15 protein-coding genes are annotated in these 18,605 nt (G+C 56.5%); 13 read left to right on the top strand and 2 right to left on the bottom strand.

All coding sequences use genetic code 11. From position 1 onward, the window contains the following. Nucleotides 1-10 precede the first annotated feature (10 nt). Nucleotides 11-892: an ABC transporter permease gene (locus KQI65_13225; protein ID MCB2205700.1), complete on the bottom strand. Its 882-nt coding sequence runs from the start codon at nt 890-892 to the stop codon at nt 11-13. A gap of 488 nt (nt 893-1,380) precedes the next feature. Here KQI65_13225 and mazG point away from each other — a divergent pair, with 488 nt between their 5' ends. After that, on the top strand, nt 1,381-2,148 hold the full coding sequence (mazG, locus tag KQI65_13220) for a nucleoside triphosphate pyrophosphohydrolase (GenBank protein MCB2205699.1): 768 nt from the start codon (nt 1,381-1,383) through the stop codon (nt 2,146-2,148). Between the two features lie 108 nt (nt 2,149-2,256). On the opposite strand, the gene KQI65_13215 is transcribed toward mazG, so the two are convergent. Next, on the bottom strand, nt 2,257-3,579 hold the full coding sequence (locus KQI65_13215) for a 3-deoxy-D-manno-octulosonic acid transferase (GenBank protein MCB2205698.1): 1,323 nt from the start codon (nt 3,577-3,579) through the stop codon (nt 2,257-2,259). A 222-nt stretch (nt 3,580-3,801) separates the two neighbouring features. On the opposite strand from KQI65_13215, the gene KQI65_13210 reads away from it, so the two are divergent. From KQI65_13210 to folE, 12 genes are all read left to right on the top strand, one after another. Beyond that, complete coding sequence (locus KQI65_13210; GenBank protein ID MCB2205697.1) at nt 3,802-4,725, top strand: glycosyltransferase family 2 protein; 924 nt, start codon at nt 3,802-3,804, stop codon at nt 4,723-4,725. Nucleotides 4,726-4,750: 25 nt separating this feature from the next. After that, nucleotides 4,751-5,872 (top strand): glycosyltransferase family 9 protein, encoded by a 1,122-nt coding sequence (locus KQI65_13205; GenBank protein MCB2205696.1) that lies wholly within the window; start codon nt 4,751-4,753, stop codon nt 5,870-5,872. Further along, on the top strand, nt 5,869-7,035 hold the full coding sequence (locus tag KQI65_13200) for a glycosyltransferase (GenBank protein ID MCB2205695.1): 1,167 nt from the start codon (nt 5,869-5,871) through the stop codon (nt 7,033-7,035). The genes KQI65_13205 and KQI65_13200 overlap by 4 nt, the downstream gene beginning before the upstream one ends. A 6-nt stretch (nt 7,036-7,041) precedes the next feature. Continuing rightward, entirely contained in the window at nt 7,042-8,799 is a 1,758-nt protein-coding gene (locus KQI65_13195; GenBank protein ID MCB2205694.1) for a hypothetical protein, read from the top strand. Between the two features lie 163 nt (nt 8,800-8,962). Further along, a complete protein-coding gene (locus tag KQI65_13190; GenBank protein MCB2205693.1) occupies nt 8,963-12,346 on the top strand; it encodes a LysM peptidoglycan-binding domain-containing protein in 3,384 nt (1,127 codons plus the stop codon). A 45-nt stretch (nt 12,347-12,391) separates the two neighbouring features. Further along, nucleotides 12,392-13,783, top strand: a complete 1,392-nt coding sequence (locus KQI65_13185) for an LCP family protein (GenBank protein ID MCB2205692.1) — start codon at nt 12,392-12,394, stop codon at nt 13,781-13,783. A 204-nt stretch (nt 13,784-13,987) separates the two neighbouring features. Next, nucleotides 13,988-16,102: an alpha-glucan family phosphorylase gene (gene glgP, locus KQI65_13180; protein ID MCB2205691.1), complete on the top strand. Its 2,115-nt coding sequence runs from the start codon at nt 13,988-13,990 to the stop codon at nt 16,100-16,102. 63 nt (nt 16,103-16,165) lie between these two features. After that, nucleotides 16,166-16,366 carry a dodecin domain-containing protein gene (locus tag KQI65_13175; protein ID MCB2205690.1) on the top strand — a complete coding sequence of 67 codons (201 nt, stop codon included), beginning with the start codon at nt 16,166-16,168 and terminating at the stop codon, nt 16,364-16,366. Nucleotides 16,367-16,495: 129 nt separating this feature from the next. Further along, nucleotides 16,496-16,960, top strand: coding sequence for a thioredoxin-dependent thiol peroxidase (gene bcp / locus KQI65_13170; GenBank protein ID MCB2205689.1), 465 nt, complete (start codon nt 16,496-16,498; stop codon nt 16,958-16,960). A gap of 50 nt (nt 16,961-17,010) precedes the next feature. After that, nucleotides 17,011-17,592 (top strand): DUF3501 family protein, encoded by a 582-nt coding sequence (locus KQI65_13165; GenBank protein MCB2205688.1) that lies wholly within the window; start codon nt 17,011-17,013, stop codon nt 17,590-17,592. After that, nucleotides 17,589-17,996: a 6-carboxytetrahydropterin synthase gene (locus KQI65_13160; protein ID MCB2205687.1), complete on the top strand. Its 408-nt coding sequence runs from the start codon at nt 17,589-17,591 to the stop codon at nt 17,994-17,996. The genes KQI65_13165 and KQI65_13160 overlap by 4 nt, the downstream gene beginning before the upstream one ends. Further along, a complete protein-coding gene (folE, locus tag KQI65_13155) occupies nt 17,996-18,604 on the top strand; it encodes a GTP cyclohydrolase I FolE (protein MCB2205686.1) in 609 nt (202 codons plus the stop codon). The genes KQI65_13160 and folE overlap by 1 nt, the downstream gene beginning before the upstream one ends. Nucleotide 18,605: the final 1 nt, after the last annotated feature.

The following is an 18,605-nucleotide window of genomic DNA, read 5'->3' as shown; positions in this document are numbered from 1 at the left end:
GGAATGGAGATTATTGCTGAACCAGCGCTTCCTTGAGGAAGCGTCCGATGGAAAACAGGGAGCCGAGCAGTCCGAGAGCGCAGCCACCGAGAATGAGCAGCAGGTAATACGTGAAGCTCACACCGATATTTACAAGCAGATCTTCCGACAGTGGCTGAATGAAGAAGGTGAAGACGATATCGATCATCACCGAGGCGATAATACCGCCGATGAGTCCGTGGAACATTCCTTCTATCAGGAAGGGCATGCGAATGAACATCGTCGTCGCACCAACGAGTTTCATCGTGCGGATGATATGCCGTTTTGCATAGATGGTCAGTCGAATCGTGTTCGCGACCAGGATGACGGCGCTCAGGGCGAGAATGATACCGATGAAAAGCGTGGCGTAGCTGAACGCCCGGGCGCGGCGGTCGATCAGTTGCAGGAGCTGCTTGCGATAGTGTACGCTCTCCACGAGCTGCATGCGCTCGACTTTATCGGCGATGAGACGGACGCTGTCCGAGTTGTCATATCCTTCCTGGATGGACAGCCGGAAGCTCTGCGGGAGGGGATTGCTCTCGAGAATATCGTCGAAACTTTCCCCGAAATCGCGTGTGAAAATCTCGGCCGCGTCTTCCTTGCTGATGAACTCCACCTCATCGACTCCCGGCATATGCGAAAGAATGTCGGTCATTTCCTCCTGCTGACGCTCATTGATGTCAGAGGCAAGAAAGACTTCCAGATCCACACGTGAGCGAATCTGGTTGACGAACGTCGCGAAATTCAGGGTGATAATGGCGAACACTCCCAGCAGGAGAAGGGAGATGCTCACGGTAAACACCGTAATGAGCGACGCGGACCTGTTCCGGTTGAAGCCCGCAAAACTTTCTTTCAGCGTGTAAGAAACACTCATACTGCCACAGTTTGTCCGCAACCAAGCTAGGGATAACGTTCGGAATCTGCAAGATAGCGCCCGGAGCTCAGATTGCAGATCCCAGATCCCAGATTCCAAATTCCAGATTCCAGATTACAGATTACAGATTCCAAAATCGATAGGAGCAGGGATTGCTTCCCATGGCGTGTACCCGGGCACTTGTCGACTTCACGGAAGCAATCCCTGATTATAAGCGCTCATCGTCCCCACGCAGAGCATGGGGACGATAAACATCTGCCATCTGTCATCTGCAATCTGAAATCTGCCATCTGAAATCTGCCATCTGAAATCTGCCATCTGAAATCTGCCATCTGAAATCTGCCATCTGCAATCTGAAATCTGCCATCTGCAATCTGAAATCTGCAATCTGCAATCTGAAATCTGCAATCTGCAATCTGAAATCTGCAATCGTGTACGAAGTCCGCCAAAACCCCTATCTTAACGGATTACCACACAGCGGAACATCTATGACCGACTATACATTCGACCATCTTCTCGCCATCATGAAACGTCTGCGCAGGGAATGTCCGTGGGACAGGGAGCAGACGAATGACAGTATCAAGGGACATACGATAGAAGAAGCGTATGAGGTAGTCGAGGCCATTGATCATGGCGACGACACAGAGCTGCAGAGCGAACTCGGGGATCTGCTTCTTCATGTCGTTTTCCACAGCGAGATTGCGGCGGAAGGAGAACGCTTCAGTATCGACGACGTCCTTCGCGCCATCATCGACAAACTCGTGCGACGGCATCCGCACATTTTCAGCGATACCGAAGTCGAGAACTCCGGTGACGTCATGCGCAACTGGGAACAGATAAAGATGGATGAGGGAAGGGAATCGGTCATTGATGGCGTTCCTCGTTCACTGCCCGCCCTGCTCAAAGCCTATCGCATGCAGGATAAGGCCTCGAAGATCGGCTTCGACTGGGAACGCGGAGAGGATGTCTGGTCAAAAGTGCATGAGGAAATCGATGAACTGCGCGCCGCCGTCGAGAGCGGGAACGGCCGTGATATCGAGGATGAGTTCGGTGACGTTCTCTTCTCTCTCGTCAACTACGCCCGCTTCGTGAAAATCAATCCTGAAGACGCCCTGCGCCGCACCATCGACAAGTTCGACCGCCGCTTCCGCCATGTAGAGAAGCGCCTCCGCGATCAGAACCGCACACCCGGCGACGCCACCCTTGCCGAAATGGACACCTACTGGGATGAAGCCAAACGCGCGGAAGACAAATAGCAGATTGCAGATAGAAGATTACAGATTACAGATTACAGATTGCAGATCGCAGATTACAGATTGCAGATCGCAGATTGCAGATCGCAGATAGATATTTCCATTTTTCCATCATTCCATCTTTTCATGCGCAGCCTCCGGCTGCGCTTCCAGCAGGGGCTCGACGGCTTCGAGGATGCGCGTGGTGGCACCGCAGCGTTGGGAGACGAAGCTGCCGGCACGGGCACCGCAGTCACTGCGATGCGCTTCGTCGTCGATGAGCCGGCGCATGCTGCGATAGCATTCCTGTTTGTTGTGTACCAGCATGCCGCCGCCGGCGTCGACCAGTTCCTGCGCTTCCTGGCTGTTGGCGATTTTCGGTCCGAAAATGACGGGGATGCCATACGCGGCGGGTTCGAGTGTGTTGTGTACGTTCGAGCGGAATCCTCCTCCGACGAAGGCGATATCCGCTGCGGCGTACAGCGGAAGGAGAATACCGATGCTGTCGACGATGATGATGCGTTCACCCTGCCAGGCGTGCAGGTAGGAGAAACGGATGGAAGAGAACTTTCCGTTGAGGCGGTATTCGAGGAATTCGAGATGATCGATCGTCGGCTCATGCGGCACAATGATACACTGCAGTGAGGAATCATGGTCGAGCAGCTTGAAGAGCACGGGGAGCAGCACCTCCTCGTCCTCCGGCCAGCTCGAGCCGATGACGAGTGTGCGTCTGCCTTCGCGCAGGGCGGCCGGAAGCGGCATGCGCTTGCGTGATTCCACAGCTTTCCCGGCGACACGGTCGTAGCGCGTGTCGCCGACGGCTTCGATGCGTGGACGCGAGAGCCTCAGGCGACGGAAACTGTCGGCGTCCTGTTCCGATACCGTGAGTATCACATCCATCGCATTGTATACCGCGCGGTGGAATCGGCGCATCCCGGGAAGCAGACGGCTGCTGTTGGGACGCATCGTCGCGTTGGCGAGCATGACCGGAATGCCCATGCGTCTGCAGGTCCACACATGATTGGGCCACACATCGTAGCGGATGAACACGGCCGCCGTCGGCTGCAGCAGCGTCAGGAAGCGCCGCGCTTTCCACGGCGTATCGAAGGGGATGTAGGCGATGGCATCAATGGACCGGTAGCGCAGGTTGTTGTCGTAACCGGAGGGAGAGAAAAAGGTGGCCACCACCACGAGGTCCGGCATCTGCCGGCGCAACTGCTCAATGATGGGTTTTGCCTGCTCGAATTCCCCCATCGAGGAGGCGTGTACCCACAGCCGCTGCCGCGCGGGATTGTTGCGGATGAACACCCGGAGGCGCTGCCATGAACCGGTTCTGCCCCGTAATCCCCGGCGTACCTTGCGGTTGAACGGCCAGAGTACGCGGAATGCCGTCCAGAGGACGGGCAGGACCAACACGGTGTACAGGAATTTCCACATGGATATTGACGGCTGCATGGAGAGCGGTGACTGCAGATGCAAGCGGCAAGGTAACATTTTTCACCATCGCGGCGAAATACACAGGGCGGCGGCGCATTTCCGACATTGCATATCACGCCTGTGACTGATATTTTTCATTTTTTACTATCGGAAGGACTATTGCAGACAACGCAGGAACATCCCATCAGCACGGAAACACCGCAGACCGCTCCCGCCGCACACGACGCAGAGGAGTATGCGCTGGATGTCTCCGTCGTCATTCCTTCCTATAATGAAAATGAATCCCTCCCGGAACTTTCGTCCCGTCTGAAGGAAGTGCTTTCCGCCCGCAGTGCGCTCTGGGAAGTCTGGTTTATCGACGACGGCAGTCATGACGGCTCTGTCGAAACCCTGCGCCGTCTCCATGCCGAGGACCCGCGCTTCAAGATGGTGCGCTTTCGCCGGAATTATGGGAAATCCGCCGCGCTCGCCGTCGGTTTCGAACGCGCGGCGGGGAAATACGTGATTACGATGGATGCCGATCTGCAGGACGATCCCGCAGAAATTCCCGCATTGATCGCGAAAATCGATGAGGGGTGGGACATGGTTTCGGGCTGGAAGAAGAAACGCTTTGATCCCATCTCCAAAACAATCCCATCGAAATTCTTCAATTTCGTGACCGGCAAGCTCTCCGGTATCAGCATCCATGATTTCAACTGTGGACTGAAAGCCTATCGCGGTGAGGTCATCAAGGCGGTGAACGTCTACGGCGAGATGCACCGCTATATCCCGGTGCTCGCCAAAATGGCGGGATTTACGGTGACCGAACTGGTGGTGCAGCATCATCCCCGCAAATACGGCAAGACGAAATTCGGGCTTTCGCGTTTTTTCAAGGGCTTTCTCGATCTGCTCACCGTCATGTTCACCTCGCGCTACACACAGCGTCCCCTTCACGTATTCGGGACAATGGGCAGTATCATGCTGTTCGCCGGCTTCTTCATCAATGTCTGGCTTACTATCGAATGGCTGATGGGCTACCCGGTGGGCAACCGTCCCATGCTCCTTCTCGGTATCCTCCTCATGCTGCTCGGTATTCAGCTGATCAGTACGGGACTACTGGCGGAAATGGTGACGAAGTCGGGCACGAATGTGCGGGACTACACCATTCGCGAGACGCTTTCTTAGCTACGAAAATCAATATCCAGGTTTCATGACACAACGCATCGTCTACAAGGCCGACTGCCGCCATTTCCGCGGCGACATCCCCTGCGCACCCCACAAGCGGGAGGGCGTGCACTGCGCCGACTGCGCATATTACGAGCCGACCGACAGGAACATCCTCATCATCAAACTTGGCGCCATCGGTGACGTCATTCGCACGACACCGCTGTTGCACAGACTCCGCAAAGAATATCCGGGCGCGAGGATCTGGTGGCTCACGCTGACGCCGGACGTGGTGCCGGGAGATGTGGACCGGGTGCTGAAATTCGACATGGCCGGGGTCATCTCGGTGCTCGCCGTCAACTTTGACCTGGTGATCAACCTGGATAAGGACCGCGAAGCCTGCGCACTCGCCGACCGCCTCGAAGCCAGTGTAAAAAAAGGCTTTACCATCGTGAACGGCATCTGCGCTCCGATCGATGCCGACGCCGAACACAAATTCCTCACCGGACTCTTCGACGACCTCAACAAGGCGAATACGAAACACTACGTCGAAGAGATTTTCGAAATCTGCGGCTACGACTGGCAGGGCGAGGATTACATCCTCGAGGTTGACACACCGTTCGATATCGACGCCACGCTCCTCGCGCAGGGCATGCCGGCGTTCGAAGGGAAAAAACTGATCGGACTCAACACCGGCTGCGGGGGACGATGGACGACGCGTCTCTGGGCGGAAGAGTACTGGATTGAACTCGCACGCAAGCTGATCGCTGCGGGAATGCAGCCGCTGTTCCTCGGCGGCGAGCAGGAGCATGAGAAAAACCAGCGCCTCGCCCGCGCGAGCGGGGGACTGTATCTCGGCCATTTCCCGCTGAAAACCTTCATCGCCTTGCTCGACCGCTGCGATGTCATCGTTTCTGCCGTCACCATGGCCATGCACCTGGCGATCGGACTGCACAAGCCGCTGGTGCTGTTCAACAACATCTTCAATCCCAACGAATTCGAGCTCTACGGCCGCGGCGAAATCCTGCAGCCCTCGCGTGAATGCACCTGCTTCTTCATGCCGACATGTACGAACAAAGACTATGTCTGTATGGAACACCTCGAAGTGGATGATGTCTTCGCTGCCGTGCAGCGCTGGGCGGCGGTGGAGGCCGGCAGCACATCATGAACATCGTGCTGATCGGGACAGCCTTTCCCCTGCGGGGCGGCATAGCCCACTATGTCGGTCTGCTCTGGAAATACCTTTCCCGCAGCCATGACGTGCGCATTGTCACGTTTTCCCGTCAGTATCCGAAACTGCTTTTCCCCGGAAAATCACAGGACGAATCCGGCGATGCCGGCGTACCCGTCGAAAGTGTGCAGTGGATCGATTCCATCAATCCCTTCAACTGGGTGCGCACGGGCTTCCGCGTACGCGCAATGCAGCCCGACCTGATCGTTTTCAAATTCTGGATGCCTTTTTTCGCACCCTCCTACGGCACGATTGCCGCTATCGCGCGGGTGGGCAGGAAGACGCGCACCATGTTCATCTGCGACAATGTCATTCCACATGAGCGCAGACCCGGCGACAAGCTGCTGACGAAATTCGCGTTTCGCTTCATCGACAGTTACGTGGTGCAGTCCCGCGCCGTCGAGCGCGACCTCAGGCTCTGGAAGAAAAATCCCCTCCTGAGCTATCTGCCGCACCCGGTGTATGAAATCTTCGGTGAAGAGAGCAATCGTCACAGTGCCCGTGTCGCGCTCGCACAGCGGGCGGATGGTGTGCAGCTCGCGCAGGACGAACGCGTACTCCTGTTCTTCGGTTATGTGCGTGATTACAAGGGACTCGATGTCATTCTCGACGCCCTGCCGCGTATTCTCGAACGGATGAAGGTGCGCCTGCTGGTCGTCGGTGAGTTTTACAACAATGAAGAAAAGTACCGCGAACAGGTGCGCCGCCTCGGTGTGCAGGACTACGTGCATTTCCATTCGGACTACGTACCGAACGAAGAAGTGGGGATGTATTTCTCCGCCGCGGATCTGCTCACCCTGCCGTACAAGTCGGCAACACAGAGCGGTATCATTCAGATCGCTTACAACTTCCATCGTCCCGTCATCGCCACCGATGTCGGGGGACTCGGAGAAGTCATCGTCGACGGGAAAACCGGCGCCATTGTGCCGCCTGAACAGCCCGCAGCGCTCGCCGAAGCTGTGGTCGACTTCTTCACGCACGACCGATTTGCGCAGTACCGCGAGAACGTCATCGAGGAGAAGCGCAAGTATTCATGGGAGCACATGGCGGAGGGAATTGAAGAACTGTATCATCGCAGCCTCAAGCAGACACGGAGCTGAGACACCATGGCAAAGACAAAACAGATGAAAAAGAAGGGAGGGAAGAGTTCGGAACAGCCGACCATGCTGTCGAACTTCAACCTCGACGAGTTCACGGACAAGTACATCTGGCTGCTCATTCCGCTGCTGGTACTGCTTTACTACTGGTTCAGCGCAGGTTCCACCGGCTTTTACCAGGACGATGAGATCGGGCATTACCGCAACATCCGTCAGTTCTGGGGTGATCCTTTCAGCATCATGGGCAATCAGCCCAAACCAGGCTGGAAAATACTCATGGTACTTCCCGGACTGTTCGGCTTCACGGGCGTCGCCCTCGCGCACTGCTTCATTGCCGCGCTCACCGTGGTCATGACATACAAGCTGGGCCGTTCCCTCAAAATCAAAAATTCCACGATGGCGGCGGTGTTTTTGGCCGCGCAGCCTCTGTATCTGCAAATATCCTTCCGGGCATACAGCGAGATTACCGCTGCGCTGTTCATCGTGCTATCCCTGTACTTCTATTATCGTGAACGATGGGTGTGGGCAGCGCTGGCATCATCCTACGTCTTCGCGATCAGACAGGAGTTTGCCCTGGTGAGCCTGGGACTCGGTGTGATATTCCTCATGCGCAAGCAGTGGATTCCCTTCCTGCTCCTGGCATGGACCCCGGTGACCCTTGCATTGATCGGCTGGATACACACCGGCAATCCCACCTGGCTGCTTGATGACATGCAACGCATCGGACTCGGCGTCGAGGTGCCGCACAAACCCTTCTGGCATTATTTCGGCACGTACATATACATGGTGGGACCGGTCATCCTCTCACTGTTCGTTCTCGGTTACTGGAAAGAGTTTCTTCCCTTCGAGAGGGCGAAAGAGCAGATTAGCCGGCACGGATTCTTTTTCTTCACCTTCACCATCATGTTCGCCTGGGCCGTGATTTCGGCGTGGGATGTCCCGAATTTCGGCGCGAATCCGGGACACTGGCGCTACCTGCTGTCCATCGCCCCGTTGACGGCGATCTATGCTGCCATGGGACTCAACACGCTGTTCGAATCCCGCAACCGGAACATCGGTCTGGCGCTGCTCGCCGTGGTCGCGCTGCTGGGAGTGCTGTTCCTCGCAAGGGATACCAACGGACTCATCCTCACCGACCAGCCGCGCTGGGATCATGTGGGAATGATGATCGCGGTACTTGCCCTCGCCGCCGCCTTCGCCGGTGCCCGTATGCTCAGCGGTCCCGTCTTCGTTACGTTTTTACTTGTCGGCACCGTCGCCTTCACGGTATATGCCGAAAAGCCGCGGACCCTCGACAAGGAGGCCTCGACAGTGAAGCAGGCGGCTGAATGGTATCTCGAGCAGCCTGAGGAGTTTCAGCAGCGTCCCCTTTACGGAAATCACGTACTCTTCCGCTATTTCTCGGATATCGATATCAACGACAGCAACCGCGACCGTTCGCTGCAGCTCGAAACGCTGAAGACAGCCGAAGCGGGATCCGTCATCGTGTGGGACAGCCATTACGGCAACAGCCAGTTCGGTGGGGATGTCCCCATGGAGTTCTTCCAGGGGAATCCGACGTACAAACTCCTGCAGCAGTTCATCGCTCCGGATCAGACCTTCGGCGTGCTCGTTTTCGAGAAACTTTCGAACGCGGACGCGCGTAGGCAGTCCGACGCACGTTCGCAGGCAGCGCCTCCCGATGCGAATCCTGCAGTGTCCGGTCAGCCTGAAACTGGTGAAACCGCCCCGGATCGGGACATGCAGGGGACAGAAACAGCGCAATAGCAGAGGCTGCATCAGTATTTATTTTCAAGATGTTAGAGCAATCATTTCATTGATTTTATCAAGTCGACTTCGTAGTTTTCCTGTTGGGTCTCTCTCAGGCGGCATGCACGTCGCATACCGTCAGCCCGAGCTCCACCATCGTGTTTTTTCGATCCGAGGTTCTATGATTCTGCGCCGCGATTATCTTCGTTCAGGGATTTCCAGATCACTGCTCATCATTTTACTCGCGGTTGTGGTTTCCGCATGTTCCTCGCAGAAAGAACTTTCTCGTGAGGATGCCGCACTGCAGGGCGATGGACTCGCGCTGGCAGATTCCCTGATGCCGGCCGATGGCGAGCCGCTGCTGCCACGTCCCGCACTGGATATCGAAGACCTTCCTCCAGCGATTGAGGTCAGCGCCGCGGAAAAGGAGCCGCTCCTCGACCGGGCGCGTCTGCACGTGCTGCTCTCGAGCAAGGCACTCGCCGGGGGTGACACCACGACGGCCATTGACCAGGCCATTCTCGCTTCGGAGAAACTCGATCGCGCAAGTTATCTGCCTGAAATTGAAGAGGATCCTACATACGTCGATCTCAGTGGACGGCTTGCCGCCGTGTATCGTACCTGCGAGGATGCAATTGGACGCAGCGATGCCGAGATCCCGATCTCCGCACTCACCATGCTTGCGGATAACAACGCGGAAGCCGACACCGCCGATCTCACTCCGCTGCATTTCAAGGAACCACCAACAACGACGATCCCGCTTCCCATCAACAGGGAGGTAGAAAAGAACATCGTCTATTTCACGACGAAGATGCGTAAGCATTTTGTGAAATGGCTGGAGCGTTCGGGACGCTACTTCCCCGTCATGCGTCCGATTCTCAGGGAGGAGGGCATGCCCGAGGAAATTATTTTCCTCACGATGATTGAGAGCGGGGTCAATCCCGTCGCGCGTTCCTGGGCTGCCTGTGTCGGTTTGTGGCAGTTCCTCAAATCGACCGGGGAGATGTACGGGCTCAAGGGAGATTGGTATACCGACGAGCGCCGTGACCCCGAAAAAGCCACACGCGCCGCTGCCCGCCATCTCCGCGACCTCTACAACCGCTTCGGCGACTGGCATCTTGCCCTGGCTGCATACAATGCCGGGGCGGGTCGCATCAGCCGCGCCATTCGCAAGACCGGAGAGGAGAATCCGACCTACTGGGAGGTGCGCCGCTATCTGCCGCGCGAAACGCAGAACTATGTGCCGCGCTATATCGCAGCATCCATCATTGCGTTGGACAGGGACGAATATGATTTCTCAGACATCGACATGCAGCGTCCCCTTGAGTATGAAACGATTCAAGTAGACAAGCCCTATCACATGAAGGACCTCGCAGGCTGCGCAGGTGTGTCGCTGGAAGAACTTCAGCAGTACAATCCCATACTGCTGCAGCCGATTACGCCGCCGCGCGCCTTCAACCTCCGCATCCCCAAAGGCAGGTCGAGAACCTTCGCTTCGAATCTCGCCAGTTGTCCGATTCGCAAGACTGAAGAGATCGTCATGGTTGAGCACAAGGTGCGCAGGGGCGAAAGCCTCTATCGCCTTGCGAAGAAATACCACGTTACGGTCGGACAGATTGTCAAGGCGAATGAGATGAGCAGTGCGCGTCACCTGCGACTTGGCGAAATCCTCCGCATCCCGCACAAGGAAGTGGTCGATCCGGGATCCTACGCGGTGGCGATGGACAATCTGACGAACAAGGACAGCGAGCGTGATCCGACAAAGCGCACGAACGGGCGCATCAAGCGTGCCGTGCGCATTGAAAAGGGAATGACGCTGGGCGGCATCGCGCAGAGTTTCGATGTCACCGTGCATGACCTGATGAACTGGAACGGCATGGAATCGAATGACAAGCTCATCGCCGGTTCGACTCTCGATATCTGGCTGCGTGAAGAAACACTCGAAGAAAAAGACAGTCTTACGATAGAAAATTCCGCCCTGCTGGCCGATGCCTCAGCTGTGTCCGCCAACGCGAAAGGCAGCGCTTCATCCAACAGAACGATGGACGCCACTGCGGCTGCCGTTCATGGTGAATACACGGTGCAGAGCGGCGAAACGCTCGCCAGCATCGCTGACGCCTTCCATGTCACAATAGAGAATCTGATCGATTGGAACGACCTGTCGTCGACCGACATCAAATCCGGCAGCACCCTCAAGGTTCGCAGGGAAGGAGGCCGTTCCGGCTCAACCGCGAAGAACGCCGAATCCGCCAGGAACAGCGAATCAGCGAAAATCGCCACGCGACAGGAAAAACCCGCTGGCGCTTCCGCGCAGCAGGCTGAGAAAGACACGGTTCATGTGGTCCGGAAAGGTGAGACGCTTTTCCGCATTTCCCGTCAGTACGGCGTAAGCGTTGAGGATGTGATGAAGTGGAACAGTCTGCCCGATCCCGGCATCCAGGTCGGTCAGAAACTGCGTATCGTCCGTCATACCGCGACGGCGGCAACTCCCGCGAAGACAGTCGCCCCCGCAAAAACGACGACGCCATCAAAGACGACGACGCCTGCAAAGACGGTAGCGCCCGCAAAGACGGTAGCGCCCGCAAAGACGGCAGCGCCCGCGAAGACGGCAAAAACGGAAACACCCGCCGTTGCGTCCGACGGGGCAGCGCAGAGCGCTCCTGCCTCCGCTTCGAAAGAGCAGGCAAGGGACCTGTACACCGTGCAGCCAGGTGACAATCTGTACAGTATCTCGCGTGAACACAATGTGAGTGTCGATGATCTGCGGAAGTGGAATGAGATGGATGGCACGATGCTGAAGGCCGGTCAGAAGCTGCGTGTCAGCGCCCCTTCCGCCGCCCCGGCAACTCCCGCGCAGCCTGCAAAGGCCGCACCTGCAAAGGCCGCGCCTGCAAAGGCGCAGGATGTGCAGCTGGACGGACAGAAAGTCAGCACTCCCGCAAAAGCTGGCAAGCCTGACGAAACCGATGAAAAACCTTCCATGCAGGCAGCGACGACCGCGAATGGGATTCCCACTTCGGATACCACGGTTATGCTCAACGGCAAGAAAGTTGTCATCAGGCGGCATACCGTCGCAGCGGGTGAGAGTCTGAGCAGCATCGCACGAGATTACAACGTTTCCGTCGCCGACCTTCGCATGTGGAACAAACTTGCGAGTGACGATCTGAAGATCGGGCAGGTGCTGCTGATCAACGCCTCCGGCGAGGAAGCCGCAGTAAAGACTTATACCGTCCAGGGGGGTGATGACAAGAATGCTGCAGAAAAGCAGCCGATGAAGGAACAGAATGCCGCGCCTGCGGAAGCCGCGCCTGCAAAGGCAGCGCCTGTAAAGGACGCGCCTGCAGCCGAATCCGGCGTCAGCGGCAAGTCGGAAGCTGCAGAACAGACCGGAGATGCGAGTGAAACAGCACAGGGCGTACGCCATGAGTACACCGTGCAGAAAGGGGAGACACTGTACTCCATCGCCAGGAAACTCAATGTCAGCGTCACACAGCTGAAAAGCTGGAATACGATCGGCCGTTTTCTCGACATCGGACAAAAGCTCGTATATTACACCGACAAGTAACCGGTATGTTCACGATGTGCGGGGTTCCGGCGGACTCGCTCTGCAATGAATACGTTCGAACGGCACAGGCAGTATCGCCTGCGGCGGCACCGCTCCCGTCTTTTGCGGCGCCGTGTGTTTCTTTTCGCAGGCGTCACGGCAGTCTTTCTGACTGCCTGGTCGCTATTCGCACGTTTCCATCAGAACCCTCTGACACCTCCGCCACCTGACGTTCTCGGTGCGCGTGCGGTACGCAGTATCGCCCACGGCGCACTCGATTCCTTCAACCAGATGTATCAGCGTTTCTACCCGGGCAGGCGCGACAGTGCCCTCGCGGCGGCGCGTACGCTGTTCCCGCGCAGCCCTCTTCCGCATGCAATGCTGCAGGAGCGGGGCACGGCGTATCCAGTGAACCTCTCGGCTGCTGAAAAGGGTGGGCTTCTCGATTTGCTGCTGATCGGACTCGATTCCAGGCTCGGCGAAGGGAAGGGGAGAGCCGATGCTCTGCACCTGCTTTCCATTGATCCTTCCGTTCCCGAAATCCAGATAACAAGTATTCCCCGCGGCACATTCTCGTATCTCGGATATGAGGACGACGCGTATAATATTCTTGCCAACGTCCGTGCCGAGCGCGGGAGGCAGGAGTTGCTGCGCCGTGTCGCGAGGCTCTGTGGGCGTGACAGCATCCGCTACTATATGGAAATTGGATTTTCCGACGCACTCGGGTTGCTGTCGCTTCTCGGCTACCCTGATCCCGGCATAGCGCTGCAGGAACTGCGACATCGGGAAGGATACCAGTATGGCGACCATGATCGATCGTACAATCAGGGGCAATTCATACGTCATGCTCTGCTCCGTGCCCTGCCGCTGCTGGAGGGTGTGACCGGAGAGGTGATATTGTCGGCAGGACAGGATTTGCTGCACACCAATCTCAGCGTACTGCAGTGCCGCGGGCTCGTCTGTCTCCTCAACGATGCCGGCCTGACCGAACGGCCCGACCTTGTCCGTGTCCATTTGCGCAGCCGCTTCCGGAAGCGCATCGAACAGCGTCACGCCCTGCGCGGCAATTCGCTCTTCGTGTCTTCCGATGCTGACATGCAGTCTCGGACCATAGGTACCGGCGCGCACGTCGCTCCCACTCCCGCCGAACGCATTCTGCGGCGACATATTGCAAATGCGGAGAGCAGCAGATCTGCGGCAGAAATGTACACGACGCTGTGGACTCTCTTCGAGCAGCATGCCTGGCTGCAGGTACAGGACGAACCTTCCCGGCGCGCCTTGCGGGATACCATGGCGCAGTTGCTGATCGGCGTCTGCCAGCGTCTCCAGCGCGTTGATGACATCGCACACATCAGGCGCACGCTGAAGGCAGACGAGCTCCTGTTTTCCCCTCCCGTTCCCGTCAATGCGCACGAATCGGCCCTGCTGCAGCTGCCTGCAGGAAATCGTCCCGAGTGAGCTGCAGGTTGGAACTTCACGTTTCGCCCGCTATTTTTAGGGCATCATACTTGCGTTGAAACCGGGAGTACCAACTGCACGGATTAATTGCGGCGCCGGGAACCAGTCCCACCGCCGGAACCGTTGAGCAGTAGCGTGTTCCTGAGTACCGGGATACCTTCCATCGAACAGTCCAAAGAGGCCATATCAATGAACGCCACGTTTATGCAACGAACATCCGCCGCGATCGAAGGGCTGCACAGGCTTGCCTACAATTTGTGGTGGACCTGGAATCCACATGCTCAGGATATTTTTCACGCGCTGTCAGAGCGAAAATGGCGTTCCTCGAACCACAACGCAGTTGCAGTACTGCGATCAATCTCCCGCAATGAGCTGCAGGCGCGGCTCTGCGAAAAAGAATTCCTGGTGAGCATTGAAACCGTACTCAACGATTTCGAGGCGTATCTCTCAAAGTCCGACACCTGGTATGCGGAAAACGCCACCAACGCGGACAACGAACTTGTGGCCTATTTCAGCGCGGAATTCGGTCTGCATGAGAGCCTGCCGATTTATTCGGGCGGACTCGGTGTGCTGGCCGGCGATCACACGAAATCCGCCAGCGATCTTGGCGTGCCTTTTGCCGGCGTCAGCCTCTTCTACCGCGGTGGCTACTTCCAGCAGACACTCGGTCCCGATGGCTGGCAGCACGAAAGCTATCCGTTGCTTGATACCAAAAAACTCCCCGTCGAACTGGTAATAGATGACGAGGGGAATGTCGTCACCGCTTCGGTTGAGATCGGACACAGCACCGTATTCTTCCATGCGTGGAAGGTCAATGTCGGCCGCGCCACGCTGTACCTGCTCGATACCAACAGGGAGGAAAACGATCTGCATTACCGTGAGATCACGGCGCGCGTGTACGGAGGCGACAGCACCACGCGTGTGATGCAGGAGGCGATTCTCGGAATTGGCGGCGTACGTTTTCTGCGCAAACTCGGGCTCGCTCCCACCGTCTTCCACATGAATGAAGGCCACAGTGCCTTTCTCACCGTCGAACTTCTCCGTGAGCAGCTCTCGCAGGGGAAATCCCGCGAGGACGCGGAGGGCTGGGTGCGCCAGCACTGCGTATTTACCACGCATACTCCTGTGCCTGCCGGGCATGACCGTTTTACGCCCGATCTGCTTGATCACCTGCTCTCCCGTTTCAGGGAGAATCTCGGCTTCGATCATCAGGCCTTGCTCGCATATGGACGGGAGCGTCCCGATGACGAGGAGGAGACATTCTGCATGACCGTGCTCGCACTGAAAATGTCGCGCGCCGCGAACGGCGTCAGCGAACTGCACGGACAGGTCAGCCGTGACATGTGGAAGGGATTGTTCGGAAAGGATAATGCGGATGACGTGCCCATCGGCCACATTACAAACGGTGTGCACATCCTTGGCTGGATGGCAAATCGCACACGGCAATTCTGGCACAAGCATCTCGGTGCGAAGTGGATTTACTATCTGAAGAAGGAAGCGATCTGGGCGCAGGTGTCTGATCCCGACCTCATTCCCGACGAAGACCTCTGGGCGCTGCGCTACGGGCTGCGCAGGGATCTGGTGGAGTACGTGCGCAGGATGATGCGGCATCAGTTTCAGCGCGCCGGGACGGAATACAATACGGTGCAGGACAGTATCCTCAATCCTGACGCCCTGACCATCGGTTTCGCCCGCCGCTTCGCGACCTACAAGAGAGCACCGCTGTTTTTCCGGGAATTCAATCGCGTGATCGAAATGATCAACGATCCTGATCGTCCCGTACAGCTCGTCTTCGCCGGTAAAGCGCACCCGCGGGACGACAACGGGAAACGCTTCATCCAGGAGATCGTCGGCTACAGCAAGAATCCTGCGCTCTTCGGCAAGGTGGTCTTCCTCGAGAACTACGACATCAACGTCGCGCGGCACATGATCAGCGGCGTGGATGTATGGCTGAACAACCCCCGTCGTCCGATGGAAGCCAGTGGAACGAGCGGCATGAAAATTATCATTCATGGCGGACTCAATCTCAGTATACAGGATGGCTGGTGGCGGGAAGGCTACAACGGCGAAAATGGCTGGGGTATCGGTGACGATACGAACGTCGATGATACCGATCAGCAGGACGAGCATGATTCCCGTCTGCTGTACGAAATTCTCGAGCAGCAGGTCATCCCTGAGTTCTATGACCGTGACGAATTCGGCATTCCCCGGAAATGGCTGCAGCGCATGCGCAAATCGATGGAGACCCTGATCCCCGAGTTCAACACCGATCGCATGGTTTCAGACTACGTCCTGAAGTACTATAATCGCAACGATTAAACCCGGGAGGCGGAACGCCGCCGACCGTTTTCATGTTATTTCCAATACACCAGAGGAGCTATCATGGCATCTGTTTTTGAGTACAAAGAAATCGTCGGCATCTCGACCGAGAACATTGAAGCCGCCATTCAGGAAGGCCTCAACGACGCATCTGCAAACTATCACGTCGCATGGTTCGAAGTTGTATCCGTTCGCGGGCGTATGGTCGATGCCACGACGACGGAATATCAGGTGACACTCAAAATCGGCTGCAAGGCCAGGTAACTTCTCTGGCAGAGCTTCGTCGCCCTTGCGGTGCTTTTGCCACATGAACTGTATCTGAGTTCACGCACAGTGCTGAAGGGGTGGACAGTATCCGCCCCTTTCTTTTGTTTATCCCATCGAGGAATTGATATGCTGGAAACAGGGAAAAAAGCTCCCGCATTCAGCCTCCCGTCCACCAGCGGAGGCACGGTTGCACTCAAGGATTTTGCGGGAAAACCCGTCGTCCTCTATTTCTACCCGAAAGACAATACGCCGGGCTGCACCAAAGAGGCCTGTGATTTCAGGGACAACTTCGCCCGTCTCAGTGCAGCGGGAGCGGTTGTGCTCGGGGTGAGTGCCGACAGCATGAAATCACATGAGAAGTTCCGCGACAAGTATGAATTGCCGTTCGAACTGCTGAGTGATGAGTCCAAGGGAATGCTCGAGAAGTATGGCGTCTGGCAGGAAAAGAAGAATTACGGGCGGACGTATATGGGAATCGTGCGGACCACCGTTCTCATAGACAGTAAAGGTGTTGTACGTAACATCTGGCCGAAGGTCAAGGTGAAGGGGCATGTCGACGAAGTGCTCGCCGCCCTCGAAGAACTTGCCTGATCAGGCAATCGACAGTTCGCGTTCTAACCCATTCTGAATGTCTTGGATACATGAAACCACTCGAAGTACAGGAAATCCTATCTCTGCAGAGCTACGAGCAGCAGCGTGACGTCCTCCGCCGTGAGGCGACCGCGCTCCGCAAGTTGCGTCGGTTTGAGTTGAGCGACGCCTGTGTGCTCATTTTTGAAAACCGGAAAACCGTGCAGTACCAGGTGCAGGAAGTCATGCGTGTCGAACGGGATGATTCGCCTGAACACATCGCGCTCGAACTGAGCTGCTTCAATCTCCTGATACCGCGAGATCGTGAATTGAGCGCAACTCTGGTCATTCGCGTTCCAGAGTATCGGGAAGTCGACAATGCGTTGCAGCGTCTCAACGGTATCACGCGTGAGTGCATCAGTCTCAAAATCGGTGAGGAAAAAGTGTATGCCACCTTCGATGTGGATGAGGATACACTGGTATGTGACAGCGATGTGTTTTACATTCGTTTCACACTGACAGAAGAGCAGGTGGCCGCGTTCTGCAACCCATCCGTTCCAGCCATGCTGGAGTCGGTGCATGAAAAATGCAGCGCGGAAGTTCCGATCCCGCAGCAGGCCCGTGTAAGCCTCATCGAGGATATCTCATCATGACGTATGTGACACGACGCGAACATTTTTCCGCCGCGCATCGGCTTTATAATCCCGCATGGGACGATGCCAGGAATGAGCGTGTATTCGGGAAATGCAATAATCCGGCGGGACACGGTCACAACTACTATGTGGAAGTTACCGTCGTCGGGGAAATCGATCCGGAAACGGGGTATGTCGTCGACCTCAAGGAACTCAAAGAGGTGATCCTCGAATATGTCATCCGCAAAGTCGACCATCGCAATCTCAACACCGACGTCGATTTTCTGAGCGGGAAAATTCCAACCGCGGAAAATATTGCCGTGGGCATTTGGGAGCAGCTTGTCAATCGCATCCCACAGGGGAAGCTCTATCAGGTCAGGCTGTACGAAACTGAAAAAAACATCGTCGATTACAGGGGTGAATAATGAACGCCAGCGCACAGAATGCGGACAGCCTCAAAAAACTTGATGACAGGGAACCGGAGTTCGAGGGGAATATCGCGGAGATTCTTCGTCACATCGGTGAGGATCCGCAACGGGAAGGGCTGATCAAAACACCCTATCGCGTCGCCAAGGCGTGGCGCTTTCTGACCATGGGCTATGAACAGGAGGTCGACGACGTTCTCAACGGCGCCATTTTCGAGGAAGATTACAATGAAATGGTGATCGTCAAGGATATCGATTTCTATTCGCTGTGTGAGCATCATATGCTGCCGTTCTTCGGGAGCTGCCATATTGCCTATATCCCGAACGGCAAGATCGTTGGCCTCAGCAAACTGCCTCGCATCGTCGAAGTGTTCTCGCGCCGATTGCAGGTGCAGGAACGCATGACGCAGCAAATCGCGGAGGCGCTGCAGGCAGCCCTCAATCCGCTCGGGGTTGCGGTGGTATGCGAAGGCCGGCATATGTGCATGATGATGCGTGGCGTCCAGAAGCAGAATTCCGTTGCCACGACCAGTGAAATGCTCGGTGCCTTTGAAGCCAACTCCAAAACGCGGGAAGAATTTCTACGTCTCATCAATACAGGGTTTTGAG

The organism is bacterium (assembly GCA_020444325.1).
Classification (GTDB): domain Bacteria; phylum Bacteroidota; class Ignavibacteria; order SZUA-365; family SZUA-365; genus BM516.
The sequence above is the reverse complement of the archived record's forward strand: the minus strand, read 5'-3'. Positions and strand labels throughout refer to the sequence as shown.